The 17,253-nt window shown below is 74.4% G+C and carries 14 protein-coding genes; 8 read left to right on the top strand and 6 right to left on the bottom strand.

All coding sequences use genetic code 11. The features are described from left to right. Window positions 1-54: 54 nt before the first annotated feature. On the bottom strand, window positions 55-3,216 hold the full coding sequence (locus ACIQBJ_RS13255; protein ID WP_400708245.1) for an amino acid adenylation domain-containing protein: 3,162 nt from the start codon (window positions 3,214-3,216) through the stop codon (window positions 55-57). On the opposite strand from ACIQBJ_RS13255, the gene ACIQBJ_RS13250 reads away from it, so the two are divergent. Then, a complete protein-coding gene (locus ACIQBJ_RS13250) occupies window positions 3,139-3,441 on the top strand; it encodes a hypothetical protein (RefSeq protein ID WP_400709814.1) in 303 nt (100 codons plus the stop codon). The genes ACIQBJ_RS13255 and ACIQBJ_RS13250 overlap by 78 nt on opposite strands. 161 nt (window positions 3,442-3,602) lie before the next feature. Next, on the top strand, window positions 3,603-4,211 hold the full coding sequence (locus ACIQBJ_RS13245; RefSeq protein ID WP_400708243.1) for an SMI1/KNR4 family protein: 609 nt from the start codon (window positions 3,603-3,605) through the stop codon (window positions 4,209-4,211). A 22-nt stretch (window positions 4,212-4,233) separates the two neighbouring features. On the opposite strand, the gene ACIQBJ_RS13240 is transcribed toward ACIQBJ_RS13245, so the two are convergent. Both ACIQBJ_RS13240 and ACIQBJ_RS13235 read right to left on the bottom strand, forming a co-directional pair. Beyond that, entirely contained in the window at window positions 4,234-5,442 is a 1,209-nt protein-coding gene (locus ACIQBJ_RS13240; RefSeq protein ID WP_400708241.1) for an enoyl-[acyl-carrier-protein] reductase FabV, read from the bottom strand. Between the two features lie 664 nt (window positions 5,443-6,106). Then, the gene (locus tag ACIQBJ_RS13235) at window positions 6,107-6,697 is read right to left on the bottom strand and encodes a TetR/AcrR family transcriptional regulator (RefSeq protein ID WP_400708239.1); all 591 of its coding nucleotides are present in this window, start codon (window positions 6,695-6,697) and stop codon (window positions 6,107-6,109) included. Between the two features lie 178 nt (window positions 6,698-6,875). Between ACIQBJ_RS13235 and ACIQBJ_RS13230 the strand changes: the two genes are divergently transcribed. Both ACIQBJ_RS13230 and ACIQBJ_RS13225 read left to right on the top strand, forming a co-directional pair. Then, entirely contained in the window at window positions 6,876-8,117 is a 1,242-nt protein-coding gene (locus ACIQBJ_RS13230; RefSeq protein ID WP_400708237.1) for an FAD-dependent monooxygenase, read from the top strand. A 122-nt stretch (window positions 8,118-8,239) separates the two neighbouring features. Further along, complete coding sequence (locus tag ACIQBJ_RS13225; protein WP_400708235.1) at window positions 8,240-9,619, top strand: glycosyl hydrolase family 28-related protein; 1,380 nt, start codon at window positions 8,240-8,242, stop codon at window positions 9,617-9,619. A gap of 102 nt (window positions 9,620-9,721) precedes the next feature. Here the strand turns inward: ACIQBJ_RS13225 and ACIQBJ_RS13220 are convergent, their stop codons facing one another. Continuing rightward, the gene (locus tag ACIQBJ_RS13220; protein ID WP_400708233.1) at window positions 9,722-11,245 is read right to left on the bottom strand and encodes a flavin-containing monooxygenase; all 1,524 of its coding nucleotides are present in this window, start codon (window positions 11,243-11,245) and stop codon (window positions 9,722-9,724) included. Window positions 11,246-11,395: 150 nt separating this feature from the next. On the opposite strand from ACIQBJ_RS13220, the gene ACIQBJ_RS13215 reads away from it, so the two are divergent. Together ACIQBJ_RS13215 and ACIQBJ_RS13210 are read left to right on the top strand one after the other, a co-directional pair. Beyond that, on the top strand, window positions 11,396-12,613 hold the full coding sequence (locus ACIQBJ_RS13215) for a PucR family transcriptional regulator (protein WP_400708231.1): 1,218 nt from the start codon (window positions 11,396-11,398) through the stop codon (window positions 12,611-12,613). Between the two features lie 216 nt (window positions 12,614-12,829). Then, window positions 12,830-14,734, top strand: a complete 1,905-nt coding sequence (locus ACIQBJ_RS13210; protein WP_400708229.1) for a cellulase family glycosylhydrolase — start codon at window positions 12,830-12,832, stop codon at window positions 14,732-14,734. Window positions 14,735-14,828: 94 nt separating this feature from the next. Here the strand turns inward: ACIQBJ_RS13210 and ACIQBJ_RS13205 are convergent, their stop codons facing one another. Further along, window positions 14,829-15,635: an SAM-dependent methyltransferase gene (locus tag ACIQBJ_RS13205; protein ID WP_400708227.1), complete on the bottom strand. Its 807-nt coding sequence runs from the start codon at window positions 15,633-15,635 to the stop codon at window positions 14,829-14,831. Window positions 15,636-15,742: 107 nt separating this feature from the next. On the opposite strand from ACIQBJ_RS13205, the gene ACIQBJ_RS13200 reads away from it, so the two are divergent. Continuing rightward, window positions 15,743-16,216: a MarR family transcriptional regulator gene (locus tag ACIQBJ_RS13200; RefSeq protein ID WP_400708225.1), complete on the top strand. Its 474-nt coding sequence runs from the start codon at window positions 15,743-15,745 to the stop codon at window positions 16,214-16,216. 220 nt (window positions 16,217-16,436) lie between these two features. Continuing rightward, window positions 16,437-16,793, top strand: coding sequence for a PRC-barrel domain-containing protein (locus tag ACIQBJ_RS13195; RefSeq protein ID WP_400708223.1), 357 nt, complete (start codon window positions 16,437-16,439; stop codon window positions 16,791-16,793). A gap of 31 nt (window positions 16,794-16,824) precedes the next feature. Here ACIQBJ_RS13195 and ACIQBJ_RS13190 read toward each other — a convergent pair whose 3' ends face one another. Further along, on the bottom strand, window positions 16,825-17,220 hold the full coding sequence (locus ACIQBJ_RS13190; protein WP_400708221.1) for an SsgA family sporulation/cell division regulator: 396 nt from the start codon (window positions 17,218-17,220) through the stop codon (window positions 16,825-16,827). Window positions 17,221-17,253 lie beyond the last annotated feature (33 nt).

The following is a 17,253-nucleotide window of genomic DNA, read 5'->3' as shown; positions in this document are numbered from 1 at the left end:
AGCGGGAGCAGCGGGAGCAGCGGGAGCAGAAGAGGGAAGTGCCGTCCGGGACGGTCAGCGGCCGTCGCGGACGGCGGCGGCGATGCCGACCGGCGTGGGGACGTCGAAGAACACGTCGAAGTCGAGTTCCACGCCCAGCGTTTCGCGGATGCGCGAGGTGATCTGGACGATGGTCAGCGAGTGGCCGCCGAGGTCGAACAGGTCCTCCTCCGGCCCGACCGAGGGCAGCCCGAGCACCTGCGCCCAGATCTCCGCCACCGCCTCCTCCAACCCGTCCCCGTCCCCGGCTTCGTCCGACACCGCCCCCTCCGGCACCGGCGGCGCCACCGGCTCGGGCGCGGGCAGGGCGGGCAGGGCGGACAGCGCGCGGCGGTCGAGCTTGCCGTTGGGGGTGAGCGGCATCCGCTCCACCCGGACCCAGCGGCGCGGCACCATCACCGCGGGCAGGGTGCGCCGCAGGTGCTCGACCAGGTCGGCGTCCGGCACCGGCTCCGCGCCGGGCACCAGGTGGCCGACCAGGACGGGCTCGCCGCCGGGCGGGGTGTGCACGACCACCGCCGCCTCGGCCACCCCCGGGTGGGCGAGCAGCGCGGACTCGATCTCGCCGAGCTCGATCCGGTGGCCGCGCAGCTTCACCTGCTGGTCGATCCGGCCGTGGTACTCGAGTTCACCGTCCGCGGTCCAGGCCGCGAGGTCCCCGGTGCGGTACATCCTTGTGCCGTGCGGGAGTTGCCCCCCACCGAACGGGTCGGCGCCGGTGAGGAAGCGCTCGGCCGTCGCCCCGGGGCGGCCCCGGTAGCCCTCGGCCAGGCCGTCGCCGCCGAGGAACAGCTCACCGGGGACGCCGACCGGGAGCGGCCGCAGCCCCGGATCGAGCACGTAGGCAAAGGTGTTGGCGATCGGTCGGCCGATCCGCACCGCCACCGGGTCCGGGCCGATCTCGGCGGCGGTCGACCAGACGGTGGTCTCGGTCGGCCCGTACACGTTGAGCAACCGGCCCACCGCCGACCGCAGTTCGCGGGCCAGCGGGAGCGGCAGCGCTTCCCCGCCGACCAGCGCGGTCAGACCGGACGGCAGCGACCCGCCGTCCAGCAGCACCCGCCACCCGGACGGGGTGGCCTGCACGTGCGTCACCCCCTCGCGGCCGATCAGGTCGCGCAGGCCGGGCCCGTCGGTGGCGGCCCCGTCCGGGGCGAGGACCAGCCGACCGCCGGTGGCCAGCGGCAGCAGCAGCTCCAGCCCGGAGATGTCGAAGGAGAGCGAGGTCAGGCCCAACCACACGTCCCCCGGGCCGGATTCGAGGTCCGCGGCGAAGGAGCGCACCAGGTTCAGCAGCGCCCGGTGCCCGACCTCCACACCCTTCGGCCGGCCGGTCGAACCGGAGGTGTACAGCACGTACGCCGATCCACCCCCGCCGACGCCTCCCCCCGGCTCCGCGCCGGAACCGCCCCCGTCGGCGCTCGCACCCGGCTCCGCGCCGGGCCCGTCGAGGCGCAGCACCGCCGTCACTGACCCGGTCGCCCCGGGGCCCGGGTCGCGGTCGGCGACCAGCAGCGCGGCACCGGAGTCGGCGAGCACGGACGCGGTGCGCTCCTCGGGGTGCGCCGGGTCCAGCGGCAGGTAGGCGGCGCCCGCCGCGTGCACGGCCAGCAGCAGGGCGGGCAGGTCGACCGTCCGTCCGACCAGCAGCGCCACCACGTCCCCGGGCCGGACCCCGGCCGCGCGCAGCCCCTGCGCCAACTCGCCGGTTCTTCGCTCCAGTCGGCGGTAGGTCAGCTCCCCGTCCACGGCGGTCACGGCACGCGCGTCCGGCCGCCGCCGGGCCTGCTCGCGCACCAAGTCGAGCACGGTGCGGGCGGCCCCGGGGGCGTGGTGGTCGGCGTCGTGGTCGATGCGGGCGCGTCCGCCGGTGGCCCAGCCGGCCAGCCGTTCGGCCTCCGGCGCAGTCAGCAACGGCAGCTCGCCGAGCGGCAGTTCGGGGGTGGCGACGGCGCCGTCCAGCAGGGTGCGGAAGTGTCCGGCGATCCGCTCGGCGGCTTCGGCGGCGAGCACCGAGGGCGCGTACTGGAGGGAGCACCGCAGACCGTCGACACCGTCCACCACCTGCAGGTGCAGGGTGTTGCGGGCCGCACCGGTGAACACGGCCCGGTCCACCCGGACTTCGCCGCCCGGGAACACCGCCTCGCCGTCCGCCGAACGGCGGTAGCCGAACGAGACGGGGGCCAGTGCCACCCGGGGGCCGAGACCGGGCACGGCCGAGGCGAACGGCACGGTCCGGAACGGGTACCCGGCCCGCGCCTCGGCCCGGACCGCCCGCGCGTACGCCGCGAACGGCGTCCCCGCGTCGACGCCGCCCGGCGCGCACACCGGCAACTCGTTGACGAACAGGCCGATCCGACCGGCCAGTTCGGGCGTCCGGGCAGACATCGGCACCGACACCGGCACCGACGTGCCGCCGTAGCGCAGCAGCAGACCGTGCAGGGCGGCGAGCAGGTACTCGAAGACCGTCACCCCGCTCCCCCGGGCCGCCCCGGCCAGCCGCTCCCGTCCCTCGGGGTCCACCAGCCACCGCACCTGCTCCCCCGGCGCGGCGGTCGTGACGGCCCGGGGCATCCCGGGCAGCACCGGTTCCCCGGCCGCCGCCCACCGCGGCCCGAACCACTCGGCGGCCCGCCGCACCTGCTCGGCCCCCGGCGGCACCCACTCGGGAGCCGCGCCCTCGCCGGTCCCGTCCCCGTCTCCTCCCGCCGCCCCCGCGCAGGCAGCCGCATAGGCCGCCGCCAGGTCGGCGAGCAGCACGTCCTTGGACTCGCCGTCGAAGACGCCGTGATGGACCGTCACCAGCAGGTCGGCCGCCCCGTCCTCGCCCCGGAACAGCCGGAACCGCGCCGAGGCCGCCCCGGGCCCGAACGGCCTGGACCACTCGGCCCGCAGCCGCTCGTCCAGCGCCTCCCCGGCCGCCCCGTCCACGGCCTCCAGCACCGGCACCGACGCGGGCGCCACCACGACCTCACCGTCCCGCTCCACCAGCCCTTGGCGCAACGCGGCATGCCGCCGCACCACCACCGACACCGCCCGGGCGAGCGACTCCTCGTCCACCCGCGCGAAGGACACGCGCACCGCGAGGTGGTACGCGCCGTGGACTTCGCCGAGGCGTTCGGTGAACCAGATGCCCTGCTGGAAAGGGGACGCGGGCAGGGCGGACGGTACGGACATGCGGCTGCTCGATTCGACGATCCGTATACGGTGCGCTTGCACGCCGGACCGATCGACCTCCCCCTGCGCACCGCCGGATCAGCATCGGTTCCCACCCGCACGGCGGGAGCCGTCGGCCCGGACCTCGGAGAGATTTTCAAAAAACACACAGACCGTCAAGAGTCCTTCACGGTAAGCGAACTGTCGGATTCCATCGCCAACCGGCCGCACCGCGCCGAATTTTGACCCCTCCTCGATCGAAAGAGCACCAACCCTTGCCCTTCCCAGGCGAGTTGACGACCCACCGCAATGACGTTGTCCGGCCGAACAGCGAGCTGCCGCAACGCGCTCGAAGGCGGTACGCGGCACCCGGCCCGGCGTCCGACCGCCGTGGTAGGCATGACGCCATGAACACCGAGTCCCCCGATCCGGCCGAACTGGCCGCCCTGCGCGCCGCGTTCGAGGCCGACGGCAGGAGCGGCCCGGCCCTCGGCCGGGCGGGCGTGCACGCCTTCGAGGCGGCGCACGGCATCGTCCTGCCCGAGCCCTACCGCACGTTCGTCGCTGAGGTCGCCGACGGCTCGCCCGGCGGCCCGCCCGCGTACGGCCTGCTCCCCCTCGCCGACCTGCCCGCCGACTGGGGCACCGGCCGACCGGAGCGCGACCTGTCGCGGCCGTTCCCGCTCGACGCCGCCTGGCTCTGGGAGGACGACGAGGAGACCCCCGAGGACGAGTTCGACGCCCTGGTCGGCGCGGTCACCGACCACGGCTCGATCGTCCTCGGCACCGAGGGCTGCGGCATGTACTGGCACCTGGTGGTCACCGGCCCGCAGCGCGGCCACCTCTGGCTCGTCACCGGCGAGGGCGCCGCCCCCTACGGCAGCACGTCCGGCGCGGACTTCGGCCGCACCACCGCCGCCCCCGGCTTCGCGGGCTGGGTCGCCCACTGGGCCGCCGGCCGCGACTGGTTCGACACCGACGAGGACGAGGACGCCGTCCCCGGCACCGAGGACTGACCCGCCGATCAGGCGGTGTCCCTCAACTCCCGTTCGGCCAAGGGACAGTGGTCTCGACCGGGGTGGCGTAGTCGGTGCCCGGCACGTGCCAGCCGTAGAGCCGGCCGACCTCGGCCCGGAACCACTCGGTGTCCGCCAGCCCCGCCACCGTCCCGGGGGTCGCGGCGGCCCAGCGCGCGTGCACCTCCGCCTGCACCTTGGCGTCCAACTCCCAGCCGTCCAGCCGGATCCGCTGCTCCGCGTCGAGCTGCAGCGGGGCCGCGCCGGTCAACTGCCGCCACAGGTCGGCGACCTGCTCGGCGGTGCTCCGGAACCCGTCCCCGAGGACCGCCCGGAGCAGGCCGGTGTAGAGGGCGATGGACGGGATCGCGGTCGACGCCTGGGTCACCGCCGCACCCGCCACCACGGTGTGGGCCTGCCCGCCCAGCGGGGCCAGCCGGGCGTGCAGTCGGCGGGCGGTGTCCTCCAGGTGCTGCTTGGCGGCGCCGATCGTCCCGGCCCGGTAGATCGGCGCGGTCAGCTCGGAGCCCACGTAGGACAGCGCCGCCGTCCGGAAGCCCGCCCCGACCAGCCCACGCTCCACCAGGGCCTCGACCCACAACTCCCAGTCCGCGCCGCCCATCACCTGCTCGGTCGCGGCCCGCTCCGCCCCGGTGGCCGGCTCCAGCTCCAGCGAGCCGACCGTCGGCGTGTCGCCCTCGTACTGCAGCGTCTTGGCCCGGTACGCGGAGCCCAGCGGCTTGATCGCCGAGTGGTGCACCTCGCCGGTCACGGGATCGGTCCGACGCGGCGCGGCCACGCTGTAGAGGACGTGGTCGACCCGGCCGTACCTGGCCGCCAGATGGTCGAGCGCCTGCTGCTTCGCCGCAGCCGAGAACGCGTCGGCGTTGAGGAAGGCGAACCCGCTCCCCTCCCCGGCCAGTTCCGCCGTCCGAGCAGTCCGGTACCAACCGGCCGAGGCCGTCCGCCGCTCGGTCTCCGGCGCCTCGAAGGCGATCCCGAGCCCCCGCATCCCGTACGTCCGCAGCGCCCCCACCGTGGCAGCGAGGCCGTACCCGGCGCTCGACCCGATGATCAGCGCAACCGGCCGCTCCGAGCCCCCGCCCTCCTCCACCCCGACCGGCCCCGGAGTACGCCGCCACAGGTCGTCGACCACGTCGGCACAGCCCTGCGGATGGCAGTTGACGTACAGGAAACCCCGGTTGCCGGGCTTGATCTCACGAACGGTCATCGGTCTCCTCGATTCGGAACCCTCGCCGCCATCGCACGGGGCCACCGACAGCACCCGCCGCCGCCCACCCCCGGCGACCTGGTCGGCCGGACCTCCATCCTTTCCACCCACCCGGAGCCCACAGGGTGGGGCCAGCTACCAGTTTCCGGGCGTCGATCTTGTCGGAGTCCCCCGTACCCACCCGGCGGGAAAGCGCTTACCAACCTTCGGCACGAGCCGCCGACCGCCCCTACTCCGCCGGCGCCGACCCTGCCAGCCCCTGCACCCACCCACCGGGAAAGCGCTTGCCGACCTCCCAGCCAAACCCTCCGACCGCCCCTACCCCGCCGGCGCCGACCCTGCCAGCCCCTGCACCCACCCACCGGGAAAGCGCTTGCCGACCTCCCAGCCAAGCCCGCCGACCGCCCCTACCCCGCCGGCGCCGATCTTGCTGGACCCCACACCCGGCGGGAAAGCGCTTGCCGACTCCCCAACCCAACCCCTCGGACCACCCCGCTCCGCCGGCGCCAGCCTTGCCGCCCCCTGCACCCACCCGAGGGGAAAGCGCTTGCCAAGTCCCAGCACGAGCCGCTCGCCCCCCACTCTCCCAGCGTCGATCTTGCCGAGCCCCGCATCCACCTACTGGGAAAGCGCTTGCCAACTCCCCAGCACACCCCCGGCCGCCCTACTCCGCCAACAGCGCGTCGAGGTAGCGGGAGGCGTCGGCGGCGAGTTCCGCCCGGGTCGGCGGGTGGGTGTGGCCGCTGCCCGCCGTTCCGTTGAACAGGACGCCCTCGCACCAGCGCACCAGCCGCCGGGCGTCCGCGACCGGGTCCGCCGCCCCGCAGCGCTCCAGCAACGAGACCGCCGCCGTCAGGAACCCGGCGCCCAGCCGATCGTAGACGGCGCGCAGTTCGGGCCGCCGGGCGGCCTCCAGCGCGAGTTCGATCCGCGCGACGGTCAGCACCCGCCCGGTCGTGAGCGCCTGGTGCAGCCCGTCCGCGACCACGTCCACGAACACCTCCCGGGCCCCACCCACCGACGCGCCGTCAGCACCCGCCACCGTGCCGCCCACCAGGCTGTCCGTCTCGACCTCGGCGATCCGCACCAGGGCCAGTTCGAGCAGCGCCGACCGGGTCCGGGCGAGGTTGGAGGTGGAGCCGGCGGGCAGCCCGGCCGCCTCGTCCACGGCGCGGTGGGTCAGGCCGCGGAGGCCGCGTTCGGCGATGACGGCGATCGCGGCGTCGGCGATCAGGACGGGGCGCGGCACGGTCATCCCCCGATCATGCCCCGCGCCCCTCCCGCGCCCCAAAACCACCGCACCCCTTCGACCGACTTCGACCGACTTCGACCCGACATCGCAGCGATCCTCACCCACTCCCGGAACTACAGACGTAGTAGGCTCGACTTCGGAGCCGCACACTACACCTGTAGTCGACAGGGAGGGCACTGCCATGACCTGGACCAGCCACCCGCACGCGATCGTCATCGGCGGGGGCATCGGCGGCCTGACCGCCGCCCTCGCCCTGCACCGCCGCGGCCTGCCGGTCACCGTCCACGAGCGCGCGGCGAGCCTGGAGCCGGTCGGCGCGGGGCTAGCCCTCGCGCCCAACGCCCTGCGCGCCCTGGACGCGCTGGGCGTCGGCGACCGGCTGCGCGCGCTCGCGGTGACGCACCCGGCGGTCGGCCTCCGACGGCCGTCGGGGCGCTGGCTGGCACGGACCGACACCGGCGCGGTCGAGGCGCACTTCGGCGACCCGGTGCTCGCCGTGGCCCGGGCCGAGCTGATCGCCGCCCTGCTGGACGCCCTCCCGCCCGGCACCGTCCGCACCGACTCGCCCGCCGCGCTGACCGATCCCGGCGACGCGCACCGGCCCGCCACCGTGACCACCCCGGACGGCGAACGGCGGGCCGCCCTCGTGGTGGCCGCCGACGGCCTGCGCTCCGCGACCAGGAGCACGCTGTTCCCGGACCACCCGGGGCCCCGCCACTCGGGGTTCACCACCTGGCGGACCGTCATCGACCGCCCGGCGCAGGCCCCGGCGGCCGTCGGCGAAGTGTGGGGGCGCGGCGCGCTGGTGGGCGTCGTCCCACTGGCCGCCGGCCGGGTGTACCTGTACGCGGCGGCCCTCGCCCCGGCCGGCGGGCGGGCCGCCGACGGCGACGAGCACGCCGAACTGCTGCGCCGCTTCGGCGCCTGGTGCGCGCCCGTCCCCGAGTTGCTGCGGCAGGTCGCGCCGGACCGGGTCCTGCGCCACGACGTCCTGGAGTCGGCGGCGCCCCTGCCCGCGTTCCACCGCGGCCGGGTCGCCCTGCTCGGCGACGCCGCGCACGCCATGTCGCCGTTCCAGGGCCAGGGCGCCTGCCAGGCCGTCGAGGACGCCCTCGTCCTGGCCGCCGGAGCCCTCCCGGCAGCCGCAGCCGCACCCGCACCCCCGGCCCCCGCCGCACCCGGCTCCGCCATCCCGGGCCCCGACCCGGCCGCCGCCCTCGCCGCCTACAGCGTCGCCCGCCTGCCCCGGACCTCCCGGATCGTGGCCGGCTCGCGCACCGTGGGACGCCTGGTGGCGATCCGCTCCCGACCGGGCGTCGCCCTCCGCGACAGCGCCCTCGCCCTGGCCGGGCGCCTACCCGCCCGGTTCCTGCTCGACCGGTCCGCCGAAACCTACAACTGGCTTCCACCGCAAAACTCCTGACTATCCTTCAGTACGCCTGTCCGCCCTCTCTCCGCCACCCCGTCATTGACCGCTGCTCCGTGTCCGTGCGATCTTGCCGTGCGCCCGGGACACGCCCGGGCGATCGCAGAGGGGGGCCTCTCATGACCAAGGACGCATCCGGCCGCGGCACCACGGCGGACGTGCTGCGCCGTCGCGCGCTGCTGACCGGCGCGGTGGCGGGCGTCGCGGGCGTCGCGGGCGCGACCGTAGCCGCCGGGGCCGGCACCGCGGCCGCCGCGGGGACGACCGGCGGGGCGGGCGACTGGTTCGACGTCAAGGACCACGGCGCGGTCGGCGACGGGACCACCGACGACACGGCCGCCGTCCAGGGCGCGCTGAACGCGGCGGCCGCGGCCGGCGGCGGCACGGTGTACTTCCCGGGCGGCCGGTACCTGGTGAAGCCGAACGGCGGCACGCCCGCGCTCACCGTCGGCGGCAACGGCATCCGGCTGGTCGGCGCGAGCAGCAAGGCCGCGATGCTGGTGAAGGGCGCGGACGGCGTCCTGCTCCGGATCTCGGGCGCGGGGCCGGACAACAGCGGTGCCACCCACCGGCGTTACTGCGCGGTGGAGGACCTCGGCTTCAACGGCAACAACAGGTCCGGCCTGGTCCTGGAGCTGTACTACAACGACAACACCGTGGTCCGGGACGTCTACATCACCAACAACCTGGACATCTGCATCGACGGCGTGGAGCTGTGGGACTCGCGGTTCAGCAACCTGGTGGTGGAGTCCAGCACCGGACCGGCGAACTCCGCCAAGCCCAACATGTGGCTGCGCAACGCGTCCGCGGCCTCCGGCTGGGGGTCCAGCGTCGACAACACCAACCAGGTGCACATCGTCGGCTGCCGGTTCGAGGCGTTCGGCACCGGCGCGCTGTGGATCACCGCGGGCAGTAACTCCAACAACCCGAACGGGATCTACGTCACGGACTGCAAGTTCGAGACCTCGCAGATGCAGGGCGGCCCGCACTTCAAGGTCGACGCCTCCAGCAAGCACGTGCACGCCCGCAACATCTACTGCTACGCGGGCAACTTCGCGTCCGGCAGCACCGCGACGCCGCAGAACATCATCGGCTGGGCGCCGATCGCCTCCAGCCTGGAGAACGTGCTGATCGCCAACGGCTCGGTGGCGACCGTCAATTCGGGCGTCGACCTGTACGCGGGGCCCGGCACCACCACGGTGCTGCGCGACGTGGTCGGCCTGTACGGCACCGCGCCGACCGGGCACCACGTGTACTACGAGCCCAGCGCGGGCGACTTCCGGTTGGAGAACACCTACGCCAACATCGGCAGCCAGGGCGGCAACACGGTGCCGGCGACCAACGCGCCCAACCCGCCGCTGCGGCTGGTCAACGGCCCGGTCTCGGACGCCTCGTTCAGCAAGCTCCCGGCCAACGGCACCCTCGCCGTCGACACGGCGAACCAGCGCCTGTACGTCCGCGTCAACGGCTCCTGGAAGTGGTCGGCGCTCAACTCCTGATCCACCGGGGCCCGTTCCGTCCCGGACGGAACGGGCCCCGCACCGCCGCCCAGACCTCACACCGCCCGAGCCTCACACCGCTCCGCGGACCGGGCCCGGGCCTCAGACCGCCGCCCGGGCCCGGTCCGCGGAGTGGGAGCAGCGCAGTTCGGGGTCGGCGATGCCGCCGGAGCGGAGGAGCCGGACGTCGTCGCGGTAGTCCATCGAGGTCAGCCACGGCATCCGGTCGCCCTGCCGGGGCAGCGTGTCGACGGCGCGCCGGACGTATCCGGCGCCGAAGTCGAGGAGCGGGCGGGTCGGCATGTCGGGGTCGGCGGGCTCGGGGCGGCAGGTGTCGTGGCCGTGGGCGTCCAGGTGGGCCAGCAGGCGGCAGAAGTGCTCGCACAGCAGGCCGATCTTCAGCGTCCAGGAGGAGTTGGTGTAGCCGATCGCGAAGGCGAAGTTCGGCACGCCGGAGAGCATCATGCCCTTGTAGGCGAGGGTGTCGGCGAGCCGCACCTCCCGGCCGTCGACGGTGAGCCGCAGGCCGCCGAAGGGCTGCACGTTCAGGCCGGTGGCGGTGACGACCACGTCCGCCGCCAACTCCCGCCCGGAGGCCAGCCGCAGGCCCGTTCCGGTGAAGGTGTCGATCCGGTCGGTGACCACCGAGGCCCGGCCCGCGCGGATGGCCCGGAACAGGTCGCCGTCGGGGACGGCGCACAGCCGCTGGTCCCACGGGTCGTACGGCGGGTTGAAGTGCTCGTCGACGGGATAACCGGCGGGCAGCATCCGGGAGTTGACCCAGCGAATCAGGCGGCGCGCCACCTTCGGGTGCTTGCGGCAGAACGACCAGATCAGGCGCTGCTGGGCGATGTTCTTGCGCCGGGTCAGCGCGTAGCCGCGCCGGGGGCCGAACAGCAGCTTCAGCGCGTTGGCGAACGGGTCCTTGCGCGGCACCGGCATGACGTAGCTCGGGGTGCGCTGCAGCATCGTCACGTGCGCGGCGGTGGCCGCCATCGCGGGGACGACGGTGACCGCGGTCGCGCCGCTGCCGATCACCACCACGCGCTTGCCCGCGTAGTCCAACTCCTCGGGCCAGTGCTGGGGGTGGACGACGGTGCCGCGGAAGTCCTCGCGGCCCGCGAAGTGCGGGGTGTGGCCCTCGTCGTAGCGGTAGTAGCCGCCCGCGCTGAACAGCCAGCCGCAGGTCAGCGTGGTGCGTTCGCCGGTGTCGGCGCGCTCGACCTCGACCGTCCAGCGGGCCCGGTCGCTCGACCAGGACGCGCCGAGCACCTTGTGGTGGTAGCGGATGTGCGGGTCGATGCCGTTCTCGGCGGCGGCCTGCCGCAGGTAGGCCAGGATGCGGGGCGCGTCGGCGATGGACTGCCGGTCGCGCCAGGGCTTGAACTCGTAGCCGAAGGTGTGCAGGTCGGAGTCCGAGCGGATGCCCGGGTAGCGGAACAGGTCCCAGGTTCCGCCGGACGCCCCGCGTCCCTCCAGGACCGCGAAGCTCTTCGACGGCAGTTCGGTCTTCAGGTACCGGGCGACGCCGATGCCCGAGATCCCGGCTCCGACGACGAGGACGTCCAGGTGTTCGGCGGCAGCGGCACCGGCGGTGGCGCCGGCGCTGGCAGTGGGCGAGGACACGGGCGACTCCGGCGTGCGTCGAGGGCGGCTCCGCGGGGGCGCGGCAGGCGGGTGGGTTCATGGTGGTGCCGGCGGGAGCACTCCGGCAAGGTGCGGACTGCACCATCCGATCGGCCCAAGGTGGCGATCCGCACCACTAGGATGGGCCGCATGTCGTGGCCACCACCGTCGCCCCGGGTCCGGGAACTGATCCGCCGCGGGGCCGAGCTCGCCCTCACTCCCCCCGCCGAGTGGCTCGCCGAGCTGGACGCGGCGGTGCTGACGGGCGAGTCCCGGCAGCAGATCGCCGCCGACCCGGTGCTGGCCGCCGGGACGCGCCGGACCAACCGCTCCAACCTGCTGTTCTGGGCCGCCTCCAACGTCCGCGCCCCGGGCGAGCCCGTCCCCGCCAACGACACCGAGGCGCCGCTGGCGGTGGCCCGGGACATGGTCCGGCGCGGCCTCGACGAATCCGCCCTGGACGCCTACCGGGTCGGCGAGAGCACCGCCGTGCGGCTCTGGACGCAGATCGCCTGCACCCTCACCACCGACCCGCAGGAGCTGCGCGAACTCCTCGACGTGTCGCTGCGCTCGATCTCCGCCTTCGTGGACGACACCGTCAGCGCGATCTCGGTCCGGATGCGCGCCGAACGGGACGAGCTGACCCGCGGCACCCACGCCGAGCGCCGGGAGACCGTCGCCCTGCTGCTGGAGGGGGCGCCGATCACCCGGGAGCGCGCCGAACTCCGGCTGGGCTACCGGCTGCGCGGCCCGCACACCGCCGCGATCGTCTGGACCGACGCCACCGACACCGACCTGCAGCAACTCGACCGGGCCGCCGACGCGTTCGCCGAGGCCGCCGACCGGCCCCGCGCGCTGAGCGTGCTGGCCGGCACCGCCACCCGCTGGCTCTGGGTGGACGGCCGCCCCGACCGCGACCGGGTCCGCGCGGCGCTCGACCTGCTGCCGGACGTCCGGGTCGCGGTCGGCTCCACCGCCCCCGACCTCGACGGCTTCCGCCGCAGCCACCTCGACGCCCTGACCACCCAGCAGATGCTGGTCCGCCTCACCTCGCCCTCCCGGCTGGCCTTCCACCACGAGGTGGAACTCGTCGCCCTGCTCAGCACCGACCCCGAGCGCGCCGACCGGTTCGTCAAACGCACCCTGGGCGCACTGGAGACCGCGCCGCCCGAACTCGCCGACACCGTAAGCGCGTTCCTCGCCGAGCAGTGCAACGCCACCCGCGCCGCCGAGCGGCTCTTCACCCACCGCAACACCCTGCTGCGCCGACTGGCCCGCGCCGACCGGCTGCTGCCCCGCCCACTCGCCGAACACCCCGTCGAGGTCGGCGCCGCCCTCGCCCTGCTCCAGTGGCGCGGCCGCCCCTGACTCCCCGGGGGAGGCTTGTACGTTTCAGCGCCCCGCCCGCTGCTCCCTCACCCCAACTGGGAGCGCTCCCAAGCATCTTGACGAACACTCCCCCATCTGGCTTCATGTGCCCAGCCACACCACCCAGTTGTGGGAGCGCTCCCTTTCGAGGCGTTCCACTCCTCCCCCCTCTCCCCCACCCGGACGTCCCCACGCGTCCAGAGAGGAACGAGCCCCATGCGCACCTCCCTGCGCCGGCGCCTGTCGCACCGGCTCACGGCCCTGGCCGCCCCCGCCCTCGCGGCCGCCCTGCTCCTCCCGGCGGCCCCGGCCGCGCACGCCGCCCCCTCCGCGACGGGCACCACCGCCTCGGCCTCCACCTCCACCTCCACCTCCACCTCCACCTCCACCTCCACCTCCGCCGGCGCCGGCGCCTCCACCTCCGCCACCGCCGGTTCCGGCTACTGGCACACCAGCGGGCGGCGCATCCTGGACGAGGCCGGGAACCCGGTCCGGATCGCGGGCGTCAACTGGTTCGGCTTCGAGACCGCCAACTACGTGGCCCACGGGCTGTGGAGCCGCGACTACAAGTCGATGATCGACCAGATGAAGTCGCTGGGCTACAACACCATCCGGCTGCCCTACAGCGACGACATCTTCAAGAACACCACCCCGGCCAGCCTGAACACCGCGAACGGGATGAACGCCGACCTGGTCGGCCTGAACTCGCTCGGTGTGATGGACAAGCTGGTCGGCTACGCCGGCAGCATCGGCATGAAGGTGATCCTGGACCGCCACCGCCCGGACTCCGGCGGCCAGTCGGCGCTCTGGTACACCTCCGCGGTGCCGGAGTCGACCTGGCTGGCGGACCTGAAGTCGATCGCCGCCCGGTACACCGGGAACTCCGCGGTGATCGGCATCGACCTGCACAACGAGCCGCACGACCCGGCCTGTTGGGGCTGCGGCGACCTCGCCACGGACTGGCGGCTGGCGGCGCAGCGCGGCGGCGAGGCGGTGCTGTCGGCCAATCCGAAGCTGCTGGTCTTCGTCGAGGGCGTGCAGAGCTTCAACGGCAGCTCCTACTGGTGGGGCGGCAATCTGCAGGGCGCGGGCCAGTACCCGGTCCAACTGAGCGTCGCCGACCGGGTGGTGTACTCCGCGCACGACTACGCGACCAGCGTGGCGCAGCAGACCTGGTTCTCCGACCCGAGCTTCCCGTCGAACATGCCGGGCGTCTGGGACAGGAACTGGGGCTACCTGTTCAACCAGAACATCGCACCGGTGTGGGTCGGCGAGTTCGGCACCACGCTGCAGTCGACCGTCGACCAGACCTGGTTGAAGGCGCTGGTGCAGTACCTGCGCCCGACGGCGACGGCCGGCGCGGACTCCTTCCAGTGGACGTTCTGGTCGTGGAACCCCAACTCCGGTGACACCGGCGGCATCCTGAACGACGACTGGACGACGGTGAACACCGTCAAGGACGGCTACCTCGCGTCGATCAAGGCCCCGGGCTTCGGCGGCAGCGGTGGTGGCGGCGGCACCGGTGACGTCCAGGCGCCTTCCGTGCCGGGCGGGTTGACGGTGACGGGCAGCACGGCGAGCAGCGTGTCGCTGTCCTGGACGGCGTCGACCGACAACACGGCGGTGACCGGCTACGACGTGTACCGGGGCGGGTCGAAGGTGGCGTCCGTCGCCGGAACCTCGTACAGCGACAGCGGGTTGGGCGCGGCGACGACGTACAGCTACACCGTCCGGGCGAAGGACGCGGCGGGCAACGTGTCGGCGGCCTCGGCGGCGGTGTCGGCGACCACCTCGGCGGGCGGCGGGGGCAGTGCCGGGTGCTCGGCGGTGGTCGCGCTGAACGACTGGGGCAGCGGCCTGACCGCGACGGTGACCGTCACCAACACCGGCAGCGTGCCGACGAAGGGCTGGCAGGTGTCCTGGCCGTGGCCCGGCGGCCTGCAGATCAGCGGGAGTTGGAGCGCGAACGTGAGCCGCGGCGGCCAGCTCGTGACGGCCGCCAACCTCTCCTACAACGGGGTCCTGGCGCCGAACGCGTCGACGGGCTTCGGCGTCCAGGCGACCCGGACGGACGCCTCGGCGTCGGCCGCCACGACGGCGGTCTGCACCGCGACTTCCTGACCAGACCGCCCCAACGGCCTTCCGCCGCCACCCGGTTCGTCCTGCCGGGCGGCGGCGGATCGTCGTCGACATAACGAGTCGACATGACGATTCGTCAATTCCTGTCGGCCTCCAGGAAACCGGGGCCGGTCCCGCCCGGAGTGCCGCCACCCGCAGGCCGGACGGCCGGCGGGAGGGGACGGCCGAGGGAGTCGGCGAGGTCGGCGAGCGCGGTGAAGGCGGTGGTCCAGCCGTGCGCGTCGAGCCAGTCGCCGGTGCCGGGGCCGAGGCCGCCGCGCCACAGGTCGGTCATCCCGGTCAGGCCCTCCTCGACGGGCGTGCCGGTGACGTCGCGGCCCTGTTCGAGCAGCAGTCGGCTGCCGGGGGCGGACAACCGGCCGACGGTGGTGAGGAGTTCGGCGGCCCGGTCGGCCTCCAGGTAGACCAGCAGGCCCTCGGCGAGCCAGGCGGTGGGTCGGCCGGGGTCGAACCCGGCGGCGACCAGCCGGTCGGGCCAGGCCGGGTCGGTCAGGTCGGCGGGCACGACGGTGCGCGCGCACCGCGCCCGGGCGTCCTGCTCGGCCAGGACCCGTTCCTTGAAGGCCAGCACGGGCGGCAGGTCGAGTTCGAACAGCCTTGTCCCGTCCGGCCATGCGAGGCGGTGGGCCCGGACGTCCAGCCCGGCGGCGAGCAGCACGACCTGCTCCGCCCCGGCGGCGAGCAGCCGGTCGTCGTAGTACCGGGTGCGCAGGATGCCGTGCGCGACCAGCCGCCGGGCGAACGGCCCGGTCGGCCCGCCGGTGGGGCGCTCGGCACCGGCCGCCGCGATGAACGCGAGCGCGTACGGGTCGATGAACAGCGGATCGGGCCGGGCGCTCTCGTACGCCCGCACCCGGGCCACCGCCAACGCGGTCCGGGACACGGGGCTCAACCCCGCGGCAGAGCCGACGGGGGTATCGGGCTCGTCTGTTGTCATGACGGAAAACTACATCGGCACCGATGCATCTGTGAAGATGTACTCTCGCCGCCATGGAGACGCCCCCGCCCGCGCAGCAGCCCGCACCACCGCCCCCCGCCGATCCGGTCGGGGTCGACGGCGTCCGGCTGCTGCGCCTCGGCAAGCGGCTGACCGAACTCGGCCGGGAGACGGTCACCGACCACGCCGCGCGGACGCTCACCCCGGGCGAGATCGCGGTGGTCGCCGACGTGTACCGCCACCCCGGCAGCTCGGTGCAGGACATCCGGGCCCGCACCGGGTTCGCGCAGAGCCACGTCTCCACCTCGGTCGCCCGGCTCCGCGAACGCGGCCTGCTGGACGCCGTCCCCGACCCGTCCGACGGGCGGCGCACCCTGCTGTCCGCCTCCGGGCTCGCCCGCGACTACGTCCGGGACCGGGCCGCCCGCCCGGCCGGACCGGTCATCGCAAAAGCGGTCGGCGACCCCGCGCGGGCCCGCCGGGTCGCCGAACTGCTCGACGAACTGGCCGCCCTGCTGCTGCCCTGACCCGACCGAACGCCCCGCCACCCGCCTGCCGGCCACCCGACGGCCCACCGACGACCGGCCGGCAGACGGTCGGCCGAGAATCGGCTGACGACCACTGACACCGCCCGCCGCCGTCCGGTCCAACGCCGCAGGTCCGGGCGGGCGGGCCGGGCCCGGCTCAGTGACCATGGACGGGTCGGGGCGCCCGTGCCGGGTGCCCGCGCAGCCAACGGAGGCCCGCATGATCCAGATCGCCGACATCCGGGAGTGGCGCAACCACGACGTGGTCGACCAGGACAGCAAGAAGATCGGCAGCCTGGAGAACATCTACGTGGACACCGCGACCGACGAGCCGTTCTTCGCCACCGTCACGGTCGGCATGCTGGGCCGCCACCGCCTGGTGTTCGTGCCGGTCACCCAGGCCGTGGCGGGGCCCGGCTACCTGCGCGTCCCGTACGGGCGCGGCGACGTGAAGAACGCGCCGTCCATCGACCCGGACGGCGTGCTGCCCGCCGAGCAGGAGCCCGAGGTGTTCGCGCACTACCAGTTGGAGTACACCCCCGGCGGGGGCGGCGAACGGCGCCTGGCCCGCCGCTGAACCCGCCCGGGGGCGGGGCGGCCCCTGGCGGTCAGGCGGACAGCAGCGCCGCCAACCCGCCGTCCCAGTCGATCCGTTCGGACTCGGTGCCGAGCGGCACCAGTTCGGCGGTGGCGTTCAGGAAGCCCTCGACCGGGGCGGCGTCGGTGCTCAGCAGCACCACGCCCGCCCGCGAGCCGAGCGCCAGGCAGAGCAGCCCGTCCTCGGTGGGCGCCAGCCGGATGTCGCCCTCCCCGACGGGGCCCTGCAGCGCCGCGACCAGCATCTCGCGGGAGAGCACCCAGCAGGCGCCAGCGGTCTCCGGGCCGAATTCGAGCCGGACGGCGTACGGGTCGTCCGGCCGGTAGTTCCAGTCGGTCTCCAGGGCGGCGGCGGTGCCCTCGGGGGTCAGCAGGTACAGGGTGATCCGCTCGCTGACGGGGCCCATGGCGGTACTCCCTTCCGTGGTCTCGCGCGGTCC

It is taken from the genome of Kitasatospora sp. NPDC088391, assembly GCF_044753345.1.
In the GTDB taxonomy this organism is placed as follows: Bacteria; Actinomycetota; Actinomycetes; order Streptomycetales; family Streptomycetaceae; genus Kitasatospora.
Note: the sequence above shows the minus strand (reverse complement) of the source record. Positions and strands in the feature narration are given on the sequence as shown.